Annotated in this window: 20 protein-coding genes; 6 read left to right on the top strand and 14 right to left on the bottom strand. The window is 71.7% G+C overall.

Going from position 1 to position 22,470, the window contains the following annotated elements:
* Positions 1 to 80 precede the first annotated feature (80 nt).
* Positions 81 to 1,667: an FAD-binding oxidoreductase gene (locus tag K4B79_RS08820; protein ID WP_232026230.1), complete on the bottom strand. Its 1,587-nt coding sequence runs from the start codon at positions 1,665 to 1,667 to the stop codon at positions 81 to 83.
* An 88-nt stretch (positions 1,668 to 1,755) separates the two neighbouring features.
* Here K4B79_RS08820 and K4B79_RS08815 point away from each other — a divergent pair, with 88 nt between their 5' ends.
* Positions 1,756 to 2,352 carry a TetR/AcrR family transcriptional regulator gene (locus tag K4B79_RS08815; RefSeq protein WP_232025751.1) on the top strand — a complete coding sequence of 199 codons (597 nt, stop codon included), beginning with the start codon at positions 1,756 to 1,758 and terminating at the stop codon, positions 2,350 to 2,352.
* Positions 2,349 to 3,905, top strand: coding sequence for a glycerol-3-phosphate dehydrogenase/oxidase (locus K4B79_RS08810; protein WP_232025750.1), 1,557 nt, complete (start codon positions 2,349 to 2,351; stop codon positions 3,903 to 3,905). Before K4B79_RS08815 ends, K4B79_RS08810 begins: the two co-directional genes overlap by 4 nt.
* A gap of 102 nt (positions 3,906 to 4,007) precedes the next feature.
* On the opposite strand, the gene K4B79_RS08805 is transcribed toward K4B79_RS08810, so the two are convergent.
* The 3 genes from K4B79_RS08805 to K4B79_RS08795 form a co-directional block, all read right to left on the bottom strand.
* Complete coding sequence (locus K4B79_RS08805) at positions 4,008 to 4,646, bottom strand: SAM-dependent methyltransferase (protein ID WP_232025749.1); 639 nt, start codon at positions 4,644 to 4,646, stop codon at positions 4,008 to 4,010.
* A 114-nt stretch (positions 4,647 to 4,760) separates the two neighbouring features.
* Positions 4,761 to 5,603, bottom strand: a complete 843-nt coding sequence (locus K4B79_RS08800) for a lysozyme (protein ID WP_232025748.1) — start codon at positions 5,601 to 5,603, stop codon at positions 4,761 to 4,763.
* A gap of 63 nt (positions 5,604 to 5,666) precedes the next feature.
* Complete coding sequence (locus tag K4B79_RS08795; protein ID WP_269463309.1) at positions 5,667 to 7,691, bottom strand: DUF1996 domain-containing protein; 2,025 nt, start codon at positions 7,689 to 7,691, stop codon at positions 5,667 to 5,669.
* 230 nt (positions 7,692 to 7,921) lie between these two features.
* On the opposite strand from K4B79_RS08795, the gene K4B79_RS08790 reads away from it, so the two are divergent.
* Positions 7,922 to 8,518, top strand: coding sequence for a 3'-5' exonuclease (locus K4B79_RS08790; protein WP_232025746.1), 597 nt, complete (start codon positions 7,922 to 7,924; stop codon positions 8,516 to 8,518).
* A gap of 86 nt (positions 8,519 to 8,604) precedes the next feature.
* A complete protein-coding gene (locus tag K4B79_RS08785) occupies positions 8,605 to 9,147 on the top strand; it encodes a DoxX family protein (RefSeq protein ID WP_232025745.1) in 543 nt (180 codons plus the stop codon).
* Positions 9,148 to 9,193: 46 nt separating this feature from the next.
* Here K4B79_RS08785 and K4B79_RS08780 read toward each other — a convergent pair whose 3' ends face one another.
* Positions 9,194 to 10,852 (bottom strand): catalase, encoded by a 1,659-nt coding sequence (locus tag K4B79_RS08780; RefSeq protein ID WP_232025744.1) that lies wholly within the window; start codon positions 10,850 to 10,852, stop codon positions 9,194 to 9,196.
* 170 nt (positions 10,853 to 11,022) lie between these two features.
* Here K4B79_RS08780 and K4B79_RS08775 point away from each other — a divergent pair, with 170 nt between their 5' ends.
* Positions 11,023 to 11,454, top strand: a complete 432-nt coding sequence (locus K4B79_RS08775) for an NUDIX hydrolase (protein WP_232025743.1) — start codon at positions 11,023 to 11,025, stop codon at positions 11,452 to 11,454.
* A gap of 31 nt (positions 11,455 to 11,485) precedes the next feature.
* On the opposite strand, the gene K4B79_RS08770 is transcribed toward K4B79_RS08775, so the two are convergent.
* The 9 genes from K4B79_RS08770 to K4B79_RS08730 all read right to left on the bottom strand — a co-directional run bounded on the left by K4B79_RS08770 (position 11,486) and on the right by K4B79_RS08730 (position 21,141).
* A complete protein-coding gene (locus K4B79_RS08770; protein ID WP_232025742.1) occupies positions 11,486 to 12,460 on the bottom strand; it encodes an NmrA family NAD(P)-binding protein in 975 nt (324 codons plus the stop codon).
* A gap of 102 nt (positions 12,461 to 12,562) precedes the next feature.
* The gene (locus K4B79_RS08765) at positions 12,563 to 12,943 is read right to left on the bottom strand and encodes a GNAT family N-acetyltransferase (RefSeq protein WP_232025741.1); all 381 of its coding nucleotides are present in this window, start codon (positions 12,941 to 12,943) and stop codon (positions 12,563 to 12,565) included.
* A gap of 116 nt (positions 12,944 to 13,059) precedes the next feature.
* Positions 13,060 to 14,493 carry a flotillin family protein gene (locus tag K4B79_RS08760; RefSeq protein WP_232025740.1) on the bottom strand — a complete coding sequence of 478 codons (1,434 nt, stop codon included), beginning with the start codon at positions 14,491 to 14,493 and terminating at the stop codon, positions 13,060 to 13,062.
* A gap of 95 nt (positions 14,494 to 14,588) precedes the next feature.
* Positions 14,589 to 15,104 (bottom strand): hypothetical protein, encoded by a 516-nt coding sequence (locus tag K4B79_RS08755; protein ID WP_232025739.1) that lies wholly within the window; start codon positions 15,102 to 15,104, stop codon positions 14,589 to 14,591.
* 148 nt (positions 15,105 to 15,252) lie between these two features.
* Positions 15,253 to 16,023: a class I SAM-dependent methyltransferase gene (locus tag K4B79_RS08750; RefSeq protein WP_232025738.1), complete on the bottom strand. Its 771-nt coding sequence runs from the start codon at positions 16,021 to 16,023 to the stop codon at positions 15,253 to 15,255.
* A gap of 90 nt (positions 16,024 to 16,113) precedes the next feature.
* Positions 16,114 to 17,316: an aminotransferase class V-fold PLP-dependent enzyme gene (locus K4B79_RS08745; protein ID WP_232025737.1), complete on the bottom strand. Its 1,203-nt coding sequence runs from the start codon at positions 17,314 to 17,316 to the stop codon at positions 16,114 to 16,116.
* 4 nt (positions 17,317 to 17,320) lie between these two features.
* Positions 17,321 to 18,646, bottom strand: coding sequence for a pyridoxal-phosphate dependent enzyme (locus tag K4B79_RS08740; RefSeq protein ID WP_232025736.1), 1,326 nt, complete (start codon positions 18,644 to 18,646; stop codon positions 17,321 to 17,323).
* Positions 18,643 to 20,133, bottom strand: coding sequence for a Y4yA family PLP-dependent enzyme (locus tag K4B79_RS08735; protein ID WP_232025735.1), 1,491 nt, complete (start codon positions 20,131 to 20,133; stop codon positions 18,643 to 18,645). The genes K4B79_RS08740 and K4B79_RS08735 overlap by 4 nt, the downstream gene beginning before the upstream one ends.
* A gap of 375 nt (positions 20,134 to 20,508) precedes the next feature.
* Positions 20,509 to 21,141: a hypothetical protein gene (locus tag K4B79_RS08730; protein WP_269463306.1), complete on the bottom strand. Its 633-nt coding sequence runs from the start codon at positions 21,139 to 21,141 to the stop codon at positions 20,509 to 20,511.
* A gap of 334 nt (positions 21,142 to 21,475) precedes the next feature.
* Here K4B79_RS08730 and K4B79_RS08725 point away from each other — a divergent pair, with 334 nt between their 5' ends.
* The gene (locus K4B79_RS08725) at positions 21,476 to 22,432 is read left to right on the top strand and encodes a S66 peptidase family protein (RefSeq protein ID WP_232025733.1); all 957 of its coding nucleotides are present in this window, start codon (positions 21,476 to 21,478) and stop codon (positions 22,430 to 22,432) included.
* Positions 22,433 to 22,470 lie beyond the last annotated feature (38 nt).

Here is a 22,470-nt window from a genome sequence, read left to right as displayed (position 1 = left end):
GGGGCGCCTCCGTGCGGGCGGGAGTCGGGACGGATCGGGACGTTCGGCGGGATCGCCGGGGATTACCGGGAGAGGTGGGGTCAGTCTGTGGGCAGGAGGACGCCGGGGTTGAGCAGCCCCGCCGGGTCCAGTCGTCGTTTGACGGCCTGGAGGGCCGCGATGCCGAGAGGGCCCGCTTCCCGGAGGTAGCCGTCGCGGTGGTCGGTGCCCACGCCGTGGTGGTGGGTGATCGTGCCGCCCGCGGCGAGGATCGCCTCGTTCGCGGCCCGCTTGGCGCGGGCCCACCGGGCGAGCGGGTCGTCGGCCTGGGCGCAGACCACGGTGAAGTACAGGGAGGCGCCGTTCTCGTACACGTGGGAGATGTGGCACATGACCAGGGGCGGGGTGCCCGCGCCGGTGAGAGTGGTGGTGAGCGCCTCGCCGACGGCCGCGTGGAGCCGGGGGACGCCGGACCAGAAGGTCGCGGTCTCCAGGGTCTCCGCGAACGCCCCGGCGTCGAGCAGGGCGTCGCGCAGGTAGGGGGCCGAGTAGCGGCCGCGGGCCCAGTGCTCGCCCGGTTCCTCGCCCAGCGGGGTGCCGCCGTGGTCACGCAGGACGGCGGCGGCACGGTCCCGGCGGCGGGTGGTGTCCTCCCGGGTGCCCTCGAAGCCGGCGATCGCCGTGCAGCCGGTGGCCTGCGGGAGGGCGGCGGAGCCGATGGCGTCGGGCCGGGCGAGGCCGATCAGCGTCTCGGTCTCGTCGGACAGCCGCAGGACGGTCGGGCGGGGCCCGTCCTGGGCGAGCCGGCGCAGGGCGGCGGTGCCCTCCTCGAAGGAGGGGAACCGCCAGCCCTCGTAGTGGCGGACCTGCGGGACGGGACGGATCCGTACGGTCACGGACGTGATCACGCCGAACGCCCCTTCCGAACCGAGGAGCAGCTGACGCAGGTCGGGTCCGGCGGCCGAGCGGGGGGCGCGGCCGGTGTCGAGGGTGCCCTCGGGGGTGGCGACGGTGAGGGCGAGGACCATCTCGTCGAAGCGGCCGTAGCCCGCGGAGGCCTGTCCGCTGGAGCGGGTGGCGGCGAATCCGCCGATCGTCGCCCACTCGTAGGACTGGGGGAAGTGGCCGAGGGTGAAGCCGTGTTCGGCCAGCAGCGCCTCGGCCCGCGGCGCACGCAGGCCGGGTTGCAGGGTGGCGGTGCGGGAGACCGGGTCGAGGGCGAGCAGGCGGTTCATGCGGCGCAGGTCCAGGGCGACGAAGGCACCGCGTCGGCCGGGAGCGAGGCCGCCGACGACGCTGGTGCCGCCGCCGAACGGGACGACGGGCAGGCGGTGTTCGGCGCATGCGCGCAGGACGGCCAGCACCTCGTCGTGGCTCTCCGGGAGGACCACGGCCGCCGGGATGTCGTCGACGTCACCGTCCCGTATGCGCAGCAGGTCGGGCGTGGACTTGCCGCGGGTGTGCCGGATGCGGGACTCCGCGTCGACGCGGACGTGCTCCTCGCCGACGATCGCGGCCAGGGACCGTCGGGCGGCGGTGTCCAGGGGCGAGGGCGGGACGGGGATGTCCGCCAGGGCGACGGTCCGCGTGCCGCTCGGCTCGACCCCGAGCAGGTCGCGCAGGAGTCCGGTGACCGGTTCCGGCAAGGGCGTGGCCCTGGCCGGGTCGCCCCAGCCGCTCCACAGCATGTCGTCCATGACTGTCGTCCTCACCGCTCGATCGAAGAACACCGGCTTCCTGGGCCGGGGAGGCCCACGAGGCGTTACACTGTGACACATGACGCCTATTCGTCACAACAGCACGGACGACACGGTCCTCGACGCGGTCCGCGACTGTGTCCTGGCCGTCGGTGTCCGCCGCACCACGCTCACCGACGTGGCCCGTCGCGCGGGTGTCTCCCGGATGACGCTGTACCGGCGCTGGCCCGACGTGCGGACCCTGGTCGGGGACCTGATGACCCGCGAGTGGGTCGGGGTGGCCACCGCGTCGATGCCGGAGCGGCGTCCCGACGCGGACGCGCGGAGCCTGATCGTCGACGGGCTGGTGACCGGGGTGGCGGCCTTCCGCGCGCACCCCCTGTTCCGCAAGATCGTCGACGTCGATCCCGAACTGCTCCTGCCCTATGTGCTCGACCGGCGCGGGGCCAGTCAGGACGCCCTCCTGGGCCTGCTGGCCGACGGGCTGCGCGAAGGCCACGCCGACGGATCCGTCCGCGCCGCCCCGGTCGAACGGCAGGCCCGTGCCCTGCTGTTGATCGTGCAGTCCTTCACCCTGTCCCTGCGGACCATGACCGACGAGGACGACCCGGAGCTGAGCGGCGACGCCTTCCTCGGGGAGTTGCGCACCGTCCTGGAGAGGACCCTGAGCCCATGAGCAGCACGTCCTTGTCCGCCGCCCGCCGCTCCCGCGAACTGGCCGACACCGTCGACGGTCCCGTGGTGGACGTCCTGGTCGTCGGTCTCGGCGCGACCGGCGCCGGGGCCGCCCTCGACGCCGCCGCCCGGGGTCTGAGCGTCGTCGCGGTCGACGCGCACGACCTGGCGTTCGGCACCTCCCGCTGGAGCTCCAAGCTCATCCACGGCGGGCTGCGCTATCTCGCCTCGGGGCAGTTCGACGTGGCCCACGAGAGCGCGGTGGAGCGCGGGGTGCTGATGGAGCGCACCGCGCCCCATCTGGTCCGGGCCCAGCCGTTCGTGCTGCCCCTCACTCCGCTGGTCTCCCGCACTCAGGCGGCCGTGACCTGGGCGGGTTTCCGGGCCGGGGACGCGCTGCGGCTGACGGCCCGTACGGCGCGGGCCACGCTGCCCGCCCCACGTCGGCTGTCCGGCGTGGAGACCCGCCATCTGGCCCCGGCGCTGCGCACCGACGGCCTGCGCGGCGGTCTGCTGTCCTGGGACGGCCGGCTCACCGACGACGCCCGTCTGGTGACCGCCCTCGCCCGCACCGCCGCCGGACACGGCGCCCGGATCCTGACCCGCGTCCGGGCCCTGGAGGTCACCGGCTCCGGCGCCCGGATCCGGGACGAACTCACCGGCGCCGAGGGGCAGATCCGCGCCCGAGCGGTGATCAACGCCTCGGGCGTGTGGGCCGGCGACCTGGTCGACGGCATCCGGATCCGGCCCTCCCGCGGCACCCACCTCGTCCTGCGCGCGGACCGCCTCGGCCCGCTCCCCGCGGGCCTGCACATCCCGGTCCCCGGCGAGACGAGCCGCTTCGTCCTCGTCCTGCCCCAGGGCGACGGCCGGGTCTACGTCGGCCTCACCGACGAGCCGGTCGAGGGCGACGTCCCGGACGTGCCCGAGGCCCCCGAGTCCGACATCGGCTTCCTGCTCGACGTCCTCGGCTCCGTCCTCGACCTCCCCGTCCAACGCGACGACGTCGTGGGCGCGTTCGCCGGCCTGCGGCCCCTGCTCGACACGGCGGCGGATTCCGGTACGGCGGCCAGGACGGCCGACATCTCCCGCCGGCACGCGGTGCTCACCTCACCGGACGGCGTGATCACCGTGGTCGGCGGCAAGCTCACCACCTACCGCCGGATGGCCGAGGACGCCGTGGACGCGACCGTCACCGCCCGGGGCCTGGCCGCGGGCCCGTCCCCCACCGCCTCGCTCCCCCTCGTCGGCGCCGCCCCGCCCCACGTCCTGGACACCCTTCCCGCGCCGCGCCCTCTCCTACGGCGCTACGGCACCGAGGCACCGGCCGTGCACGCGCTCGGCGCGTCCGACCCCCGCCTGCGCGCCCCGGTCCTGCCCGGCCATCCGGTGACCCGGGCCGAACTCCTGTGGGCGGTTCGCCACGAGGGCGCGCTCGACGAGGCGGACGTGCTCGACCGGCGCACCCGGATCGGGCTGGTGCCCGAGGACCGGGCGGCGGCACTGGAGGCGGCACGCGAGGCGATCGGCGAGGTCATGGCGGAGCGGGACTGACGGGGTGAGGCCAACGGGTCGAGAACGTCAGAACGAGACCGAAGGGGCCGGACCTAAGGGGCCAGAGCGACGGGGCCGGGCCGACGGAGCGAGGAGCCGACGTCAGGATCCGATGCGCCGGATCCGCCACACGTTGTCCTCGCGGAACCCCTCGACGCCTTCGGGCGAGGGGCTCGGCTTGCGGACCGCCTCCATGGTCTCCACCTTCCAGCTCTCCTCCGGCAGCGCGAGGGAGGTCAGCACGCCGTCCAGCGTGGGGAACTCCGCGTCGAAAGGCGGTTCGTCCTGCCATGACGGCCATCCGGCGTGCATGGCGATCACCAGCGTGCCGCCCGGCGCCACCGCCGCGGCCGCCCGCCGCAGCACCGCCTCCTGGTCCAGGTGCACCGGCGACATCAGGAACTGGGCACTGACCAGGTCGAAGACCCCCTCCGGGAAGGTCACGCCGAGCTCGTGCCGCTCCCACACCACCCGGTCCGCGACACCCGCGTCGGCGGCATGCCCGGCCGCACGCTCCAGCGCGGTGGGAGAGATGTCGACACCCGTGACCCGCCAGCCCTTCGAGGCGAGCCACACCGCGTCCGCGCCCTCACCGCAGCCCAGGTCGAGGGCGGTACCGGGCGCGAGGCCGCTCACCTCGCGCACGAGCAGCGGATTGGGGCGGCCGCTCCAGACGCGTTGTTCGCCCGCGTAACGGGCCTCCCAGAACTCGGCCGCCTCAGTGGTGGGGATCTCGGTCATGACGCCTCCTGGTCGCAACACGGCTCGGTCGTTGCGGGAAGCCTCCGTCCCGGCGGCCCGGACGGGCAAGAGAAGTTGCCGTTCCGGCAAACCCCCCGTGCCGATCCATTGCCGTCAGCCGCGGCTGAACGTCCGCAGCCGGTCGGTGGACCCATTGAACCTGTCGTGGTCACCGACGGTGGGGCCGGAGGAGGTGTACTGCCACATCGTGTACGACGACCAGCCCGCCGGGAGGGTGCCGACAGTGGAGGCGTAGCGGGCGATCCACAGGGGGTTGGTCGATCCGAAGCCCGCGTAGTTGCCGGTGCACTCGGTCCACCAGCTGGTGGCCGTGTAGATGACGGCGTCGCGGCCGGTGCGGGTCTTGTAGCGGTTCAGGAAGTCACGGATCCAGGAGACCATCGCGCTGCGGGACTTGCCGTAGCAGGACGGGCCGTAGGGGTTCCACTCGATGTCCAGCGCGCCCGGGAGGGTCCTGCCGTCCTCGGACCAGCCGCCGCCGTGGTTCACGAAGTAGTCGGCCTGGGCCGCTCCGCTCGTGGTGTCCGGGGTGGCGAAGTGGTAGGCGCCGCGGACCATGCCGACGTCGTAGGCGCCGCCGTACTGCTGCGGGTGGTACGGGTTCGTGTAGTACGTGCCCTCGGTGGCCTTGGCGTAGGCCCAGCGGACTCCGCTGTTCCAGAGGGTGGACCAGGCGACGTTGCGCTGGTGGCTGGAGACGTCGACGCCCTCGGTGTATGTGGCTCGGGTGTCGAGGGGAATGCCTCCCTGGCCGTCGTGGGCCACGACTCCCATGCCCATCCGGGCGGAACCGCGGACCGGGGCGGGAACGGGATCGCCCGCCGCGTGAGCGGCGGGCGAGGTGAGGTTCATGGAGCACAGGGCGAGCAGGAGTCCTGCCGCGAGGAAACGGGAGCGGCGGATCGCCGCGGTGATGGATATACGCACGGACTCCATCTGAACCGCATCCGCGCTCCCGCGCCTCGGCCTACTGACCCGTGGGAGTGAACGTCTCTCCCGTCATCGGGCGGAACCGCGCCTGGTCCGCATCAGCAGGAGGAACCCTCCGATCAGGAGGACCGCTCCGACGGCGGCCGGCCACAGCTGCGAGCCGGTCTCGGCGAGGCTGCCCCCGGATCCCTGCGGTTCGGTCTGCGCACCGAGCGGGGGCTGGGCCACGGCACCGGTCGTGGGAGCGGCGGTCGTCGGCGCCTCGGACGTGACGGCCTCGCCTATGGCCTGGCCCTGGGGCGAGGCTGTGGTGGCGCCGGGGGTGGGCGTGACGGCCTTGGGGACCTCGGCGCCGGGCTCGGTGGGCTTGCCGTTGTCCGTCGGTGTGTCGGCCGGGGTGTCGGTCGGGGTGTCCGCCGGGGGCTGCTCGTCGCCCTTGCCGCCCGACTGGTCGCCGCCGTTCCCGGTGTTCCCGCCGTTGCCGGTGTCGGGGGTGTCAGGGGTGTTCGGGGCGTCCGGGGTCGGCTTCGCCGTCGGCGACGGCTGCTCCTCGGGCTCGTCGCCACCACCGTTGCCGCCGCCGTCGCCGCCACCGTTGCCGCCGCCACCGTTGTCGCCGCCGTCGCCGCCCTGGTCCGCGCCCGCGCCGCACTTACGGCCGGCGTTGATGCAGTCGACCATCTCCTTCATCAGGTTCTCGTCGAAGACGTTGATGAAGTCGCCGTGGTCGGTGACGGGCTTGTGCAGCTGCTCGGGGAAGGAGTCCACCGCGAACAGCGGGACGGTCCGGCCGCCGTCCTGCAGGCTCGGCGCGTCGATGTCGTAGACGATGCGCTGCACGAGCTGCGGAATGGCCTGGAAGCCGGTCGGGCACGCGCCGTCGGCCTGGGCGAACGCCACGTGGGTGCGGTGGTTGGCGCTGTCGATGTTCCGTCCGTCCCAGCAGCTCTGGAACTTGAAGGTGCGCACCACGTCGCTGCCCTGGGGGCAGAGCGGGTACTTGTCCTTCAGCTGCCGGTCCTCGAAGCCGGTGCAGCTCCAGGACGCGTTGGCGTTGGCGGTGCCGTTGACGAACGCCTTGGCGTCGCCGGTGATGATGCGCAGGAACCGCGGCATGGCCGTGACCTTGCCCTGCGGGCTGCCCACGAAGTCGAGGGTGACCTGCTTGGGGGTGACGATCTCGCCGGCGTTGCCCTCGATGCCGCCGCCCGGGGAGTTGGCGTCCTGCTCCTGCGTGCCGTTCTGGAGCCGCACGACGGGCCAGTAGTACGTGGACCTGTCGCCCTGGTCCACGCAGGTCGTCTCGCCGTTCGCGAGGTCCTGGTCGCTCGCGAAGGCGTTGTTGGCCTGGTTGCCGACGTAGTCGTGGAAGTGGTGGGCGCCGTTGGAGACGCCGGGCGCGACGATCACGTTGTCCGAGTTGAACAGGCCGTTCGCGTTCACTCCGCAGCTGGTGGCGAAGGTGCCGCGGGAGGCGTTCGAACGGGCCTTGGGGGTCTGGGCGTTGGGCTGGACGGTGGTGATGTCGACGTAGTCGCCCGCGACGGGGCCGTTGCCGGCCTGGCCGCCATTGCCCTGCTGCTCGCCCTGGTCCTGGCCGCCGTCGCCCTGGCCGTTGCCGTCCTGACCGCCATCGTTCTGGCCGCCATCGTTCTGGCCGTCCTGGCTCTGGCCGGCGTCGGCACCCTGGGCCTGGTTGTCGGCCTTGCGCAGGGTGCACTCGGCGAGGGCGTCGAGCCCATCCGGGCGGTCCCCGGCACGGTCGATGGCGGCGGCGATCCGCTCGATCGTCGCCGCCCGGTTCTCCTTCAGCGGGTTCATGACGCCCTCGGCGTTCGCGTCGCCGGCGAGCTGCGCGGCCGTCGCCGGGTCCTGGAGCCGCTGGTAGGCCTCGGCCGTCTGCTGGTCCAGCTGCGCGAGGTCCTTGTCGACGTCGGCCCGCGCCTCGCCCGGCACGTCGGTCAGCCGGTCGCCGACATCGGGGCAGTCGATCGTGGCGGCCCTCGGCCACTGTCCGCCGGTCTCACCGCCCGAGCCGTCCTCGGTGGCCGACGCGTACACGTTGGCCGCGACCAGCCCACCGCCACCCAGCATCAGTGCCACTGCGGCAAAGGTCGCGCGTCGTGCGCCGGTCGGGCGTCTGCGCTTGTTGCGTCCCACGGAAGTACTCCTGCGCGTCTCGGGCGTTCGAGCATGGAAATCCCCCCGCCCCATACGCAGCGCGGCCCCCGTGTGTTCAACCGTCCCCGAAATTCACAGAAATCTCGTACGGGCCGGTCATAAACGGGGTGCCCCGGACGCGCCGCCGACCCTACGCTCCCGCCATGAACAGCACAGGAGGCGAGCGCCTGGTGAACGTCGTGGACGTCGAGGCGACCTGCTGGCCCGGCTCCCCTCCGCCCGGCGCGGCCGGCGAGATCATCGAGATCGGGCTGACCGTGGTCGATCCGGTCGCCGGGGAGCGGGTGGCCCGCCATCGGATCCTGGTACGGCCGGTCCGCTCCACCGTGAGCGCCTTCTGCACCGAGCTCACCGGGCTCACCCAGGCCGAGGTCGCTACGGGGGTGTCCTTCGCCGAGGCGTGCCGGCTGCTGGCGGCCGAGCACCGGGCCGGTGTCCGCGCCTGGGCCAGTTGGGGCGACTACGACCGGAACCAGTTCCTCCGGCAGTGCCGGGCCACGGGCACGGCGTATCCCTTCGGCCGGCGCCACACCAACGCCAAGGCGGTCTTCACCACGGCGCACGGGCTGCGCAAGCGCCCCGGGATGGCGCAGGCGCTGGGGATCGCGGGGCTGCCGCTCGAAGGACGCCACCATCGCGGCGAGGACGACGCCTGGAACATCGCGGCGCTGGTCCTTCATCTGGCCGGGCGGGGCGACTGGCCGGCTCCCCTCGGCGGCGAGGCCGACGGCGTCCGGTGAAGCGCCGGGGCGATCGGCGCCGCATGAGTGGGTGGGCGGCGGGGAACCCGGGGCCCGCAGCGCTTCCCACTCCCGAGGAGGGCCCCATGAGTGTCCTGCGCCTGGCAGGCCGCCCCCTGCTCGCCGCCATGTTCGTCACCGGCGGTCTGAGCTCCGTACGCGACCCCAAGGAGGTGGCGCCCGTCGCCGAGGACGTCGTACGGCCGGTCACCGACCGGGTCGACGTCCTGCCCGACCGCACCGAGCAGGTCGTACGCCTCCATGGTGCCGTGCAGGTCGCGGCGGGCGTCATGCTCGGCATCGGGCGCCTCCCCCGGCTGTCGGCCCTGGCCATCGCCGCCACGCTGGTCCCGACCACGCTGGCCGCGCACCGGTTCTGGGAGATCGAGGATCCCTCGGAGCGTGCCCAGCAGCGGATCCACTTCTTCAAGAACCTGTCGATGCTCGGCGGTCTGCTGATCACGGCCGACGACACCGCCGGCCGTCCCTCGATGTGGTGGCGCGGCCGCCACACGGCCCATGACCTGCGCCGCGAGGCCCACTGGAGGGGCCGCCAGGTCCGCGCCACCGCGACCACCGCGCGTCCCGTCGCCGCGGCCGGCCGGGCCCGGGCGAAGCTGCCCGTCTGAGCCGCCCGCCCGGCTGGCCGGCCGCGGCCCGGTCACCGGTTCACGGTCACCGCGTCACGACGTGCCGCTCGTCCGGGACGCAGTGGGTCATGGTGAGGCCCTCGATGTCCCGGGGCGGGTTCTTGCCCAGGTGGGACAGGCGTTCGCGGTCCTCGTCGGTGAGGTCCTGGGAGGCCAGGGGTTCGAGGCCGGCGACGTCCTCGGGGCTGATGCCGAGGGCCTTGCCGACCCGCAGTCCGAGGTCGTTCTCGACCAGCAGGAAGTGCCAGACCATGCGCTCCTGCACCGGCCGGTCGCACTGGGCGAGCAGGGTGCTGAAGTTGGCGACCAGGTCGTCGCGTTCCCACTCCTCCATCAGCAGGTAGCGCTGGCCCGCCTGCTGGTAGTCGTTGGTGCGGGGAATGCGTTGGCGAGTGAGCCGGCCCCGGATCTCGGGTCCCTGCTCGTCGGACGTCGGGTACTGGGCCTCCCGCAGGCCGCCCCTGATCGAGGGCTCGTAGTTGACGTCGGCGGCCTCGCCCGCGCCGTCCACGTGATACGTCATCAGGCCGTCGCGCTGGTTGGTGCGCACCTCGGCGTTCTTGGCCTGGTTCACCGGCAACTGGAGATAGTTGGGGCCGACGCGGTAGCGCTGGGTGTCGCTGTAGGAGAAGGTGCGGCCGACGAGCATCTTGTCGTCGGAGAAGTCCAGTCCGTCGACGAGGACGCCGGTGCCGAAGGAGATCTGCTCGTTCTCCGCGAAGAAGTTCTCCGGCATGCGGTCGAGCACCATGCGGCCCACCGGTTTCGGCGGGAACTCCTGCTCGGGCCAGGTCTTGGTGTCGTCCAGCGGGTCGAAGTCGAGTTCCGGATGGTCGTGGTCGTCCATCATCTGCACGAGGAGTTCCCACTCGGGGTACTCACCGCGCTCCACCGCCTGGTAGAGGTCCTTGGTGGCGTGGCCGAGGGCCTCCGCCTGGACGTTCGCCGCGTCCTCCTCGGTCATGCTGCGCACGCCCTGCTTGGGCATCCAGTGGTACTTGACGAGGACGGTCCGGCCCTCGGCGTTGACCCACTTGTAGGTGTTGACGCCGAAGCCCTGCATGTGGCGGTAGTCGGCCGGGATGCCGCGCGGGCTGAAGAGGTTGACCAGCATGTGCATCGACTCGGGCGTCTGCGACATGAAGTCGAAGATCCGCCGGGGCTGCTGCTCGAAGGTCACCGGGTCCGGCTTCAGGGCGTGGATGACGTCCGGGAACTTGATGGCGTCCCGGATGAAGAACACGCCCAGGTTGTTGCCGACCAGGTCCCAGTTGCCGTCCTCCGTGTAGAACTTCACCGCGAAGCCGCGCGGGTCCCGGGCCGCCTCGGAGGAGTCCCGGCCGCCGATCACGGTGGAGAAGCGGACGGCCACGTCGGTGCGTTTGCCGCGTTCCTGGAAGAGCTTGGCCCGGGTGAAGCGGTCGACGGGCTCCTCGCCCCAGGTGCCGTAGGCCTCGAACCAGCCGTACGCCGTGACGCCGCGGGCGTGCACCACCCGCTCCGGGATCCGCTCCCGGTCGAAGTGGCTGATCTTCTCCAGGAACTGGTAGTTCTCCAGGGTCGCCGGGCCGCGGGCGCCGACCGTGCGCTGGTTCTGGTTGTCGTGGACGGGATGGCCCTGCCGGTTGGTGAGCACCTTCCGGTCGTCGTCCGGACCGGGCCCCTTGCTCGACACGTCCGTCATGATGCGTGGGCTCCTTCGACTCGTGACTGCCGTGACCGGCCGGCCCGACCGCCGCACGGCCGCCGGACCGCCGGTCACCGACGAACGCCCCGAGTACCCGGCCCCGCGGTGTCAGTCACGCCCACGGGCATCTCCGTCCTCGCCGACACCGGGCTGCGATCATGGGCCCCATGACTCAGGAAACGCCCGCGCGGCCCGACGGCTACTCCCCGTCCTTGATCGTCTCCGCCGCCGTGATCGTCCGGGCCGGCCGGCTTCTGGTCGTCAGCAAGCAGGCCGCCCCGGAGATCTTCTACATCCCGGGCGGCAAGCCGGACCCGGGCGAGGACCTGGAGGCGGCGCTGGTGCGCGAGTTGGCCGAGGAGCTCGGCGTCGTGCCCGTCACCCGTCGCCGGCTCCAGGTGGTGGAGGCCGTCGCCGCGCTCGAAGGGGTGCCGATGGTGATGACGGTCTACGAGGTGGAGATCGACGGGGTGCCACGGCCGGCGGCCGAGTTGGCGGCGATGCGCTGGGTGACGGGTCACGAACCGGATCTGGTGCTGGCACCCGCCGTACGGGATCACGTGCTGCCGCTGCTCCGGTCCCGGGGGACGCTGGCCTGACGGGCACCTGGGACGGGACGCCCTCGGCGGCTCAGGCAGCCGTCAGCTTCCTGAGGCGGGGGTGGTTCTCCAGAGCCCACCGCACGGTCTTCGCCGGACGGCCGAGCAGGGGTTCCAGCTCGTCGGTGATCCCGCCGTATCCTCCGCGGCCGATGATCCGGGTCAGGGTCTTCAGGTGCTCCGCGATGTGCGGGTAGGCGGCCATGTGGGTGTCCACATAGGCCGCGTTCCAGGTCTCGATGTCTTCGGGGACGTAGGTGACCGGGCTTCCCAGCACGGCCGCGAAGTCCTCGGCGAACCCGTGCCCGTCCTTCATCTCCGGACCGGTGAGCGCGTAGGACTTGGCGATGTGCGGCGCCGGGTCGGCCAGGATCTTCGCGCACAGTTCCGCCACGTCGTAACCGGCGATGGGCGCGAACCGGTGGTCGCCGAAGGGCAGACGCAGCTCACCGTCGGCCAGTGAGCCGAGGGCCAGCCAGGTCATGATGGGGTTCTCGACGAAGAAGGCCGCCTGGATGTTGACCGTCGGGACGCCGGACCACTCCAGCACCTGCTCGGCGACCCAGTGGGCCCGCTGCTGCGGCGACCAGTCGGCGACGAGTCCGCCGAGCCGTGCGCGCCGCTCGTCCTCCGGCGCGGTCATGTGGTCGAAGGTCATGAACGACTGCTCGTACTCGGAGATGTTGACGAACACCTCGATGTCGCCCTGGGCCCGCGCCGCCGCGGCCATCAGGCTGACGGCGTCGGTGTAGTACGGCGTCAGGCCCATGCTGAAGTAGATGCGCCGCACGCCCTTCAGCGCGGCGGTCACGTCGGCGATGGTGAGCAGGTCACCGACGAAGACCTCGGCCCCGGCCCGGCGGAGCGAGTCGGCGCGTTCGTCGTCCTGCCGTACGAACGCGCGCACCGGGTGCCCTTGTTCGAGGAGCATGTCGACCATCGTCCGGCTCACCCCACCGATCTCGCCTGCGGCACCGGTGATCAGGATGGGATTGCGCTCTGACATCGAGGTGTCCTCTGCCTGGTGGGAATGGGAGTGAAACCGATCAGTTTCTACTCACTGTAAACCGATCGGTTTTCGCGTGCAACTCGCCATCCCGTCAGCCCGTCAGCGGTCCAGGAAACCTCGCCATGTTCGCCGGATCCGCCCCATGAGGTGTCCGCACAAGGGGCCACCCTGAGGCAGAGCCACCGCGGTCTCCTCGGTCATCGCCAGGAAGAAGGCCCGGCCGTCCCGGGTCTGCAAGGTCGTGCTCCACCGGTAGCCCAGACGATGGGCGAGAAGGGAACGGACGAGCTCACGACCGAGCCCCTGGCGCTGCCAGGCGTCGCAGACCCTGATGTCCAGTATCTGCCCCGTACGGCACTCCGGGCAGGCGCGGAAGCGCAGTTGCCCGATGAGGTGGTCCTCGGGATCGAGCAGGACGATCTCCGTGGACGTCCTCGCGGAGGAAGCGGCAAGGCCGTTCCACCGCACGAACGGACCCACCCGGACCACCTCTCCCGGAACTTCGCCACCTCGCCTTCGGAGTGACGACACGCACCACATCATGGAACACCTGTGTGCGATGGGTGAAGGGTTGGTTCGGCCGAGGCTTGGCCAAATCAGCCGGTGATGGCGACCTTCCCGTGGGCCTCGGTGGATGCCGTGGTCGTGGGCCGCGCGCCGTCGGCCCGCCGGGTGACGGTCTTCAGGAGCTCGGCGAGGTCGACTCCGGTGGTGGAGCTGAGGAGTTCGACGCCCTGGGCGACGTTGTCCGCGACGGTGCGCGACAGTTGGCTCGCGCCGTCGGTGGAGATGACCGTCATCTTGTCGATGGCGCTGAGCGGCTCGGACGCCTTGGCGACGACCTGCGGCAGCACCTCGACGAGCATCTGCAGCACGGCCGCGTCGCCGTACTGGGCGAACGCGTCGGCCTTCTTCCGCATCGCCTCGGCCTCGGCGGCCCCCTTGGCACCGATGGCGGCGGCCTCGGCCTCGCCCTCGATACGGACCGCGTCGGCCAGCGCGGCGCGGTGCGCCTTCTCGCCCTCACCGGTCAGCCGGGACCGCTGCGCATCCGCCTCGGCCTGCTTGACCAGGGCGATCCGGCGGGCCTCGGCCTCCTGCTCGGCCTGGTAGCGGGCGGCGTCGGCGGGCTTGCGGACCTTGGTGTCCAGCTCACGGTCGGTCAGCGCGGCCTGCCGCTCGGCGACCTTCTCCTGCTCGCTCAGCACCTCCTGCGACCGGGCGGCCTCGGCCAGCGGACCCGCGGCGGCGGCACGGGCGGCGGCCTCGTCCGTCTCCGCCTTGATCTCGGCCTGCTTCAGCGCGAACGTCCGCTGCGCGACGGCGATCTCCTCCTCGGCCTTCAACCGGGCCTGCTCGGCGGCGCGCCGGGCCACCGCCTCGGCGATGTCGGCCTCCTGCCTGGCGCGGGCGGCCTCCGGCCGGCCCAGGTCCTCCAGGTAGGAGCCCTCGGTGCTGATGTCCTGGATCTGGAAGGCGTCCAGCACCAGGCCCTGCCCGGACAGGCTCGCCTCGGCCTCCTCGGCGACCTGCCCGGCGAACGCGGCCCGGTCCCGGATGATGTCCTCCACCGACATCCGGCCCACGATGGCCCGCAGCGCACCCGAGAGCACCTCCTGGGTGAAGCCGACGATGCCGTCCTGCTGCATCAGAAACCGCTGGGCCGCGGCGCGGATGGAGTCCTCGCTGCCGCCGACCTTGACGATCGCGACACCCTCCAGGTGCGCCTTCACCCCGCGCAGCGTGACCGCGCCGCGCACCGCGACCGGGATGTGCCGCGAGGACAGGTCCAGGGTGAACTTCTGCTGCACGAACGGCACGACGAAGACACCGCCGCCGACCACGACCTTCTGACCGCTGTTGTCGGTGAACACCCGGCCGGTCTCCGGGTCGGTGGCCTTCTTGCCGCGCCGTCCGGTGACGATGAACGCCTCGCTCGGACCCGCCACCTTGTACCGCGTGACCACCACCAGGCCGAGCAGAACAAACAGGACGACGACGCCGATCACGGCGATGACGACTGGACTCATGACGAACTCCCCCTCAGCCCGCCCCGGGGGACGGCAGATCGATACGAATGTGATGTGGGCGAACGACGCCCGGAACAGCGCGGGGACGGGACGGCTCAGCGTTCCACCAGGCGTACGGAGACCGCCGTCTGCGACAGCGCCTCCTCCACCCAGACCTGCGCACCGCGCGCCACCGGGACAGCGCTCCTCGCCGCGAGCTTCACCGGCTGCCCGGACCGGCGGACCAGCACCTCGCCGTAGCCGTCGGCCGGAATGGCGGTGACCACCGATCCCGCGACACCGATCAGGTCGTCGTCGCGAGGAGCGGCACCGGAGCGATCACTCATCAGGGCACGGCCGAGCCGGTACGCGAGCCATCCTGTGCCGATTCCGGCCGGCACGCCGATCGCGGCGGCGCCCAGGGCGCCCAGCCCGGTGGTGCCCATGACGATCGCGCCGGAGAAGCCGAGCATCGAGACGAATCCGGCGACGACCGGAAGCGACAGCCACCCGTCGACCAGGCCGTCCAGCGCGTCCACGCCGTCGAGAAGCCCCTCAAGGAGACCGTCGAGGACGAGCGACAGCACGAGGAGGACGACCCCCACCATGCCCAGACCGAGAAACCAGGCCATCCGCGCTCACCGCCCCTCACCACCGCCGCCTTGCCGGTGAGCGCATGCTCGCACGCGGGCACGGAGGAGAACATTGCCTGGTTCCGGCAATCTTTACGCGGCCTTGATGCCGCCTCCTGACACCGGCCGCCTTCGCGGACGGGCCGGCTCAGTCCTTGACCGCGACGAGGACGTGACTGTCGCCGAACTGCCAGACCGGGGCGATGTGCCGGAAGCCCGCCTGCCGGAGCAGGTCGGTGTGGCGGGCCAGGGACAGGGCGTTGCCGTTGCCGCCCTGGTGGCCGTGTGCCGCTTGTCGCCGCTCGCGCTCGGTGAACAGATCGGTCAGCTCGGGGTCCAGGGCCGCCGCGGTCCACCAGGACTGCCAGTCCTCGTGGGCGTGCGTGCGCGTGCGCTCGGCACGGCGGTGTCCGACATGGGCGGTGAGGTCCGAGCAGGGCTGACTCTGCTGGGCGAAGTGGTCGCCGTTGACGAGCAGACCGCCCGGGCCCAGCAGGTCCGCGAGCTGCCGGTAGGTCCGCAGCAGGGCCGGTTCGGAGAGGTAGTGCAGGGCGGTGGTCGAGACGGCCGCGTCCAGGGGGCGGTTCAGCCCGAGGGCGTCGGTCCATCCGTCGTCGCCGATCGCGATCTCTTCGTAGCGGGCGGCGGACGGGTGGTGGGTGCGGGCGAGTTCCAGCAGCAGGGGGTCCATGTCCACGGCGACGATCTCGGCGTCCGGCATGCGCCCGGCCAGCCGGGCGGAGAGCGAACCGGGTCCGCAGCCCAGGTCGAGGAGCAGGGGCCGCGACCGGCCGGCCGTGGCGTGCTCGACGACATCCGCGATCACGGTGAAGCGCTCCTCGCGATCGATGGCGTAGCGCTGCTGCTGACGCTCCCATCGCTCCACCCACAGCCTGGCCGTCGCCATACTCACGCCCATCCGGTCGTGCCACCTCTGCCGTCTCGCCGTTCCTGGGTCAGCGCGACTCTACAGGTGAAAACGGTTCCCATTCGCGCGACCGGTCCGCGTTCAGCCCAGCGAGGCGAGGACGTCCAGCAGGCGGTCGATCTCCTCGACCGTGTTGTACGCGTGCACGCTGACCCGTACCGCAGCGCTCTTCTCGTCCGCGCCGGCCTGGCAGAGGCTGTCGGCCCGGACCATGAAGCCGTGGCTGAAGAGAATGAAGCCGAGGTCGTCGGAGGGGATGTCGTGGTGCCGGAGGGAGACGATGCCGTGGCGCCGCTGTACGGCTGAGTCGGCGGCCAGACTGGCCTGACATCCGAGGATCTCGTACGGCGCGAGGTGGCGGAGCCCGTCCGTCATCCGGGCCGCGAGCGCGGTCGTCCACCGGGCGATCCGGTCGGTACCGGCCGCCTCCAGCCAGTCGAGGGCGGCTTCGAGTGAGGCGATGCCCACGGTGTTGGGGGTGCCCTGCCAGCCGCCGGGACGGAACCGCGGTCCTCGGGCGGGCGAGTTGCGGGCCCACACGGCCCCGGTGCCGGGCAGCGCCAGCGCCTTGTGCCCGGAGAAGACCACGAAGTCCACGTCGAGTTCGGCCACGGACACCGGCAGATGACCGATGCTCTGGGCGGCGTCCAGACAGATCGGCACGTGGGGGCCGACGGCCTCGCGCAGCCGGTGCACGTTCATGTCGCCGCCGTAGACGTGGTGGATGTGGGTGGCGGCGACGAAGCGGGTGCGCGGGCCTATCATGCCGGGCAGCGCGCGGTGGTCGTAATCGCCGGACTCCGTCTGGTACGGCAGTCCCCGCACCCGTATGCCGACGCCCCGCTCGGCCAGGAGCCGCTGGACCTCCAGCCACGGATCCAGGTTCGCCTGGTGGTCGGCGTACGGGACGAGGATCTCGTCGCCGTCGGTGAGACGGGAGGCCAGCCAGTCGCGGGCCACGGTCCGAAGGCCCTCCGTGGTGCCGCCGACGAAGTGGACTCCGGAGCGCTCCGGGGCGGGGTCGCCGAGGAACTCCTTCACCCGCTGCCGGGTCCGGTCCACCAGCTCCGTCGTCCGGTTGGCCCACGGGTAGGTGCCTCGGCCGGCGTTGGCGTTCGAGGTCGTGAGGTAGGTGTGGGCTGCGTCGAGCACGGCCTGCGGCTTCTGCGCGGTGGCGGCGCTGTCGAGGTAGGCCAGTGCCGGGTGGCCGGTGATGATGGGGAACTGCTGTCGCAGTTCGCGCTGCCAGGCGGTCAGCGGCGTCAACTCCTCCTTGGCGCCCACCCGGTCAGTCCCGGACCAGTGGCGCGCCCGCGTCCCGCCAGGCCACGATGCCGCCGCTCAGACTCCGCACGTCGGGATGGCCCATCCGGGTCAGCAGGGCGGCGTAGCGGGCGGACTTCTCGCCGACCGGGCAGGCCAGCAGCACCGGCCGGTTCTTGCTGAACGGCAGGCCGCCGCGTACGAGTTCGTCGAAGAGCTCGTCGACGATGTTGACCGAGCCGTCGATGTGCAGGGCGGCGTACGCGTGCGGGCCGCGCAGGTCGACCACGAGCGGCGGATGTTCGCCGGCCAGCCACCGCCGGGCGCCCTCGGTGTCGATGTCCTTGGCCTCCGCCCGCACCTCCGCCTCCGTGAGGGCGGTCGCGGAGTTCTTCCGGGGCGGCTTGCCGAGGAGTTCGGGGCGGCGCTGCCGTACATAGCTCAGATAGCTCTCGGCCCGGTCGCAGACGATGAAGACGGCTGTGCGCCGGTCGGACGACTCGCCGTCGAGGGCGCGGAGATGGCGTACGGCGCCGTGGTAGGCGGCACCGCCCGTCGGGCCCGCGAGCAGGCCGCAGCGGCGGATCAGGGTGAGCATCCCGTCGATGGCCTCGTCCGCGGTCACCGGTTCGATCGTGTCGTACGTCGCCGGGTCGAAGAGGCCGACCTCCTGCACCTCGTCGATGGTGCGGATGCCCGGGATGAAGTCCGACTTGTCGGCGACCAGGCCGACGACCCGTACGTCGGGGTCGTGTTCACGCAGGACCCGGGCGACGCCGGTGGACGAACCGGCGGTACCCACGCAGGCGATGAACCAGTCCGGGGCCCGCCCGTCCAGGTCCTTGACGATCTCCGGTCCGGTGCCCGTCACATGTGCCTCGGTGTTGCGCGGGTTGAAGTACTGGTCGGTGTGCAGGTAGGAGGTCTCCGGTCCGGCCAGGGTCCGGTGGAACCGGGTCAGCGGATCGTCCGTGTCGGTCGGGTCGAGGCATTCGCTCCGGCCGGGCAGTTCCTCGATCTCGGCGCCCAGCAGCAGGAGCAGTTCCTTGATCTCCGGTACCCGCATGCGGTTGGTGACGCTCTTGAAGCCCAGTCCGTGCATGCCGGCGAGCAGCGCGAGGGCCTTCGCCGTGTTCCCGCTGGACAGCTCCACGACCGTCGCGCCGCGCCGCACCGCGTCGGTGAGCCCCGGGCGGGCCATGTTCCAGGCGGAGCGGTCCTTGACCGAGCCGAAGGGATTGAGCAGCTCCAGCTTGGCGTACAGGTCGATGGTGCGCAGGCCGTGGACGGCCGGGTCGATGCGCAGCAGCGGGGTGTTGCCGATCGCTTCCGTGATGGTGTCGTACCTCATGACTCCGCTTCCCCCGGATACGTGACGGGCCAGTACTCCTCGTCGAGGCACCAGCGCCATGAGCCGCCGTCGCCGTCACCGACGACGGCGACCTTGCGGGCGACGGGTTGCTGTTGCGCTGCGTGGGCGTGGAAGTCCATGGCGTAGCCCGCGGTGTTGGCGAAGGCCAGCAGGTCGCCGGGGCGGGGCAGCCGGGGCAGGAAGACGGTGCGGCGGGTGATCAGATCGGCCTCCAGGCAGAGATTTCCGACGAGGTGGACTCCGACGCCGGCCGGGTCGTCTCCCTCGCCGCGCTCCGTACGGGTCAGCAGGACGGGGTCCACGAGGACACCGTGCTCCTCCAGGCTCACGTCTGCGGCGTTCATGCCCAGGCGCACCAAGGGCGGGCCCGTGTCCGTGGCACGCACGTCGAGGACCCGCGCCAGGGTCAGCCCGCACTGGTCGACCAGGGCCCGTCCCGGCTCCGTGTACAGCTCGTAGAACTGCTCCAGGAGCACGGTGCCCAGCGGGCGGCCGAGGGACGGGGACGGCAGGGAGAGGAGTTCGTCGAGGTACCCGGGCCCGGCGGACGGGCGGTGCGCCGGGTAGAGGCCCAGCGCTCCGCGCAGCGTGCCGCCCTCGTTGCGCAGGCCGTAGCCGTGACCGCGCCAGGTCAGGGCGGGGCGGGTGCCCAGTACGGCGTTGGTCAGCTCGGTCGTGTAGCGCTCCCACTGGCCGGCGTCGGCGACATAGCCGACTCCGAATCCGCCGCCGATGTCGATGACGCGTGGTGCCAGTCCCCGGGCGTGGCACTCGTCCATGACCATCACGCAGCGGTCCAGGGCAACGGCCTTCTCCGCCAGTCCGGTCGTGTCCAGGTGGTATCCGACCCCGATCAGCTCGACGCTGTCCCGGTGCCGCTCGACCGCGTCCAGGAGTGCCTTGACCTCCCTCGTCGGGGAACCGAAGCGGCTGCGCCGGGACAGTACCTTCACACCGGAGCCGGTCGCCTCGAACTCGGACAGTCGCAGCAGGACATCGACCCTGGGCAGCGCGTACTTGCGTACCAGTCCGGCGAGTTGGTCCAGCTCTGCGTACGAGTCGACGTTCACCGTCACCCCGGTGCGGGCGGCGAGCCAGAGGAACTCGGGGTCCTTGGGGCCCGTGCCCATCACCCGGCCCGGGGTGAAACCGGCGCCCAGGACGTGCCGCAGTTCACCGAGTGAGGCCACGTCGACGCCGACGTCGGCCGGATCGGTCGCCGCCAGCCGCCGCACCAGGGCGCTGGAGCGGTTCGCCTTGTGCGCGAAGAACACCCGGCCGCCGAGATGGTGCTTGCGGTACACGCCGCGGAAACGCTCGGCGTTCTCGGCGATGCGCTCCGGCACCACCACGTTGAGCGGCGAACCGAGCCCGTCGACGAGCGAGTGCAGGAACGGCACGGCTTCCAGCAACGTGGCCAGTGGCGGCTCCAGTCGCGGCCGCAGATACAAGGGCGACGCACGCACGACAAGCCCCTCCCCCGTGCGTCGGCCGGCCGCGGCTCCGGCGGTCCGGAGAGGCTTCCGCCGGGCACCGGCAGCGATTCCATCACACGTTCGGGGGTAATCATTTCCGGCTACATGAGTCTTTAAGCCCGACAACCCGACACGGCCGGACCGGGCGAGGCGAAGGTGTACGCGGAGGCCGACACCGCCAAGGACACGCCGCCGCCCGACCGGTACGAGGTGACGGTGGGCGAACAGGGCTCCGCCCGCCGGGACTTCGACACCGGAGGAACCTGCCGGGTTACCTTCATCGGACGACAGCGGCTCGGACGGCCGCGTCGCACACGCTGACACCGTCAGAGACCGCCCACGCGGCCGGCCAAGCCCGCGCCCGTCCTACCGCTCCGGCGGCAAGTCCCGCGCGGGAAGGTCGAGAACGCGGGCGAGGGCCCTGGTGACGGCAGCGCCGTGGACCGGCAGGTGCCGGGCGGACCAGTCGGTCGCCAGCACGAGGAAGTCCGCCAGGTCGCGCTCGGCACCGGCGAGCAGGTGGCGGAGCTCCGTTACGCACAGCTCGATCACCGGACTGTCGCTCTGCTCGGCGTTGACGGTGAGCCGGACGGTGTCCCCGAAGCGCTCCGCAATCGGTGACACGGGGTCGTGGCCGAATCCGAGCAGGCTGCCGTCGTCGACGAACCGGTGCCAGTCGCGCCAGTCCTCCAACCCGTCGCAGCAACCGGGCAGGAAGGTGACGCCTGTGGAGCGGTCGGTGACTCGTAGGCCTCCGGCCGCGAAGAGGTGGTCGAAGGTCAGCAGTCCGTGAAGGAACTGGTCGAGCGCGGCGGCCGGCCGGAGCGACCGTTCACCGTCAGGATCGATGCCATTGCAGCCGACGATGCACATCATGGCCGTCCCGACCTCAGTGGGTGAGAGCTCCCCGTTGAGGGGCAACCAGCCGAACGGCTTGGTCTCGCCGACGGGCCAGAGGTCGAAGCCGTCCGGTGTGTACGTCTCCAGGACGGGATGCATCACGATCACACGGCGAAGTGTTCAGCATCCCGCTTCCGCACCGCCTCCCGATTACGCCGGGCCGCTCGTTTCGGTTCGGCGAACCTGACCTACGACGGCGTCCCATGCCGCACTCGTTGCCGACGAGTTCAGTCCTCTCCACCACGTGTCCGCCAGAACCATCACCTCGCGCACCGGCTCGTAGCCGTGGGGAGCGCGCCCCGGGTCAGTTCGCACACTCCGCTGCACCTGCGGCCCGGTCTGCGGACACTCCATTCCGCACACGTGAGTATCCGAACGTGCCGATACTGCTGCCGGCCGACGGGCGTGGGCTCGGCGCAGGCAGAATCGTCGGATGGATGACCACGAGAGTCCGCAGACGTTGAGGGCGCCGCGTCTGCGGCCCGGGGACCGGGTGCGGATCGTTTCTCCTGCCTGTCCGCCGAGTCGGGAAGAAGTCGCGCGGGGTGTCGACCTGCTCACCTCCTGGGGCCTTCGGGTTGAGGTGGGTGAACACGTCTTCGATCAGTGGGGCTATATGGCCGGCCGCGACGAGGACCGGGTCGGCGACCTGAACTCGGCGTTCCGCGATCCGGGCGTCCGGGCCGTGATCGCCGCCCTGGGCGGGAAAGGCACCTATCGCATCGTCGACGACCTCGACACCGACGCTCTCAGGCAGGACCCGAAGCCGGTCGTCGGCTTCAGCGACATCACCCACCTCCACCTCGCCCTGTGGTCACGATGCCGCCTGGCCACACTCCACGGCCCCTTCGCCAAACGCGACGACACCTATACGGGGCCCGCCTCGGCCGAGTCCCTGCGCCGCGCGTTGATGACCACCGACCCCGTGACCCTCCACCGCGACCCGTCCGAGGCCACCGCGGACGTCACCGTGGAGGGCACGGCGACGGGCGTCCTGATGGGCGGCAACCTCGACGCGATCCGTACGGAGACCGGCGCCGGCCTGCCCAGCCTGCGGGGCGCGATCCTCTTTCTCGAACACCAGAGGGGAACCGGGCTGGGCGAGGTCGACCGAGCGCTGACCCAGCTCATCCGCTCCCGTGCGCTCGACGGTCTGCGCGGTGTCGCCCTCGGCCAGTTCCTCGGCTTCGACCGCGATGCCGGCGATCCCACGCTGGGTGGATGGGGCATCGGCGATGTCCTGCGCGACCGACTGTCCGCACTCGGAGTTCCGGTCCTGGGCGGGCTCCCCGCCGGGCACGGCACCAACCCCCCGACCGTCCCCCTCGGTACCCGGGCGACGATCGACACGGCCGCGGGAACGCTGACCGTGCTGCCGGCGGTCGTCTAGGTTCCGGCCGCTGTGAAAGTGCCGGCCGGCCAGCGGTG

It is taken from the genome of Streptomyces lincolnensis (assembly GCF_021173675.1).
Lineage (GTDB): Bacteria > Actinomycetota > Actinomycetes > Streptomycetales > Streptomycetaceae > Streptomyces > Streptomyces lincolnensis_B.
This window is presented reverse-complemented; position numbering and strand designations above follow the sequence as displayed.

What these genes read in the sequence shown, in the direction of transcription:
- K4B79_RS08820 (WP_232026230.1), bottom strand. Translation starts at nt 1,667, where the DNA reads ATGCTGTGGAGCGGCTGGGGCGACCCGGCCAGGGCCACGCCCTTGCCG.
- K4B79_RS08815 (WP_232025751.1), top strand. Translation starts at nt 1,756, where the DNA reads ATGACGCCTATTCGTCACAACAGCACGGACGACACGGTCCTCGACGCG.
- K4B79_RS08810 (WP_232025750.1), top strand. Translation starts at nt 2,349, where the DNA reads ATGAGCAGCACGTCCTTGTCCGCCGCCCGCCGCTCCCGCGAACTGGCC.
- K4B79_RS08805 (WP_232025749.1), bottom strand. Translation starts at nt 4,646, where the DNA reads ATGACCGAGATCCCCACCACTGAGGCGGCCGAGTTCTGGGAGGCCCGT.
- K4B79_RS08800 (WP_232025748.1), bottom strand. Translation starts at nt 5,603, where the DNA reads ATGGAGTCCGTGCGTATATCCATCACCGCGGCGATCCGCCGCTCCCGT.
- K4B79_RS08795 (WP_269463309.1), bottom strand. Translation starts at nt 7,691, where the DNA reads ATGCTGGGTGGCGGTGGGCTGGTCGCGGCCAACGTGTACGCGTCGGCC.
- K4B79_RS08790 (WP_232025746.1), top strand. Translation starts at nt 7,922, where the DNA reads ATGAACAGCACAGGAGGCGAGCGCCTGGTGAACGTCGTGGACGTCGAG.
- K4B79_RS08785 (WP_232025745.1), top strand. Translation starts at nt 8,605, where the DNA reads ATGAGTGTCCTGCGCCTGGCAGGCCGCCCCCTGCTCGCCGCCATGTTC.
- K4B79_RS08780 (WP_232025744.1), bottom strand. Translation starts at nt 10,852, where the DNA reads ATGACGGACGTGTCGAGCAAGGGGCCCGGTCCGGACGACGACCGGAAG.
- K4B79_RS08775 (WP_232025743.1), top strand. Translation starts at nt 11,023, where the DNA reads ATGACTCAGGAAACGCCCGCGCGGCCCGACGGCTACTCCCCGTCCTTG.
- K4B79_RS08770 (WP_232025742.1), bottom strand. Translation starts at nt 12,460, where the DNA reads ATGTCAGAGCGCAATCCCATCCTGATCACCGGTGCCGCAGGCGAGATC.
- K4B79_RS08760 (WP_232025740.1), bottom strand. Translation starts at nt 14,493, where the DNA reads ATGAGTCCAGTCGTCATCGCCGTGATCGGCGTCGTCGTCCTGTTTGTT.
- K4B79_RS08755 (WP_232025739.1), bottom strand. Translation starts at nt 15,104, where the DNA reads ATGGCCTGGTTTCTCGGTCTGGGCATGGTGGGGGTCGTCCTCCTCGTG.
- K4B79_RS08750 (WP_232025738.1), bottom strand. Translation starts at nt 16,023, where the DNA reads ATGGGCGTGAGTATGGCGACGGCCAGGCTGTGGGTGGAGCGATGGGAG.
- K4B79_RS08740 (WP_232025736.1), bottom strand. Translation starts at nt 18,646, where the DNA reads ATGAGGTACGACACCATCACGGAAGCGATCGGCAACACCCCGCTGCTG.
- K4B79_RS08730 (WP_269463306.1), bottom strand. Translation starts at nt 21,141, where the DNA reads ATGCATCCCGTCCTGGAGACGTACACACCGGACGGCTTCGACCTCTGG.
- K4B79_RS08725 (WP_232025733.1), top strand. Translation starts at nt 21,476, where the DNA reads ATGGATGACCACGAGAGTCCGCAGACGTTGAGGGCGCCGCGTCTGCGG.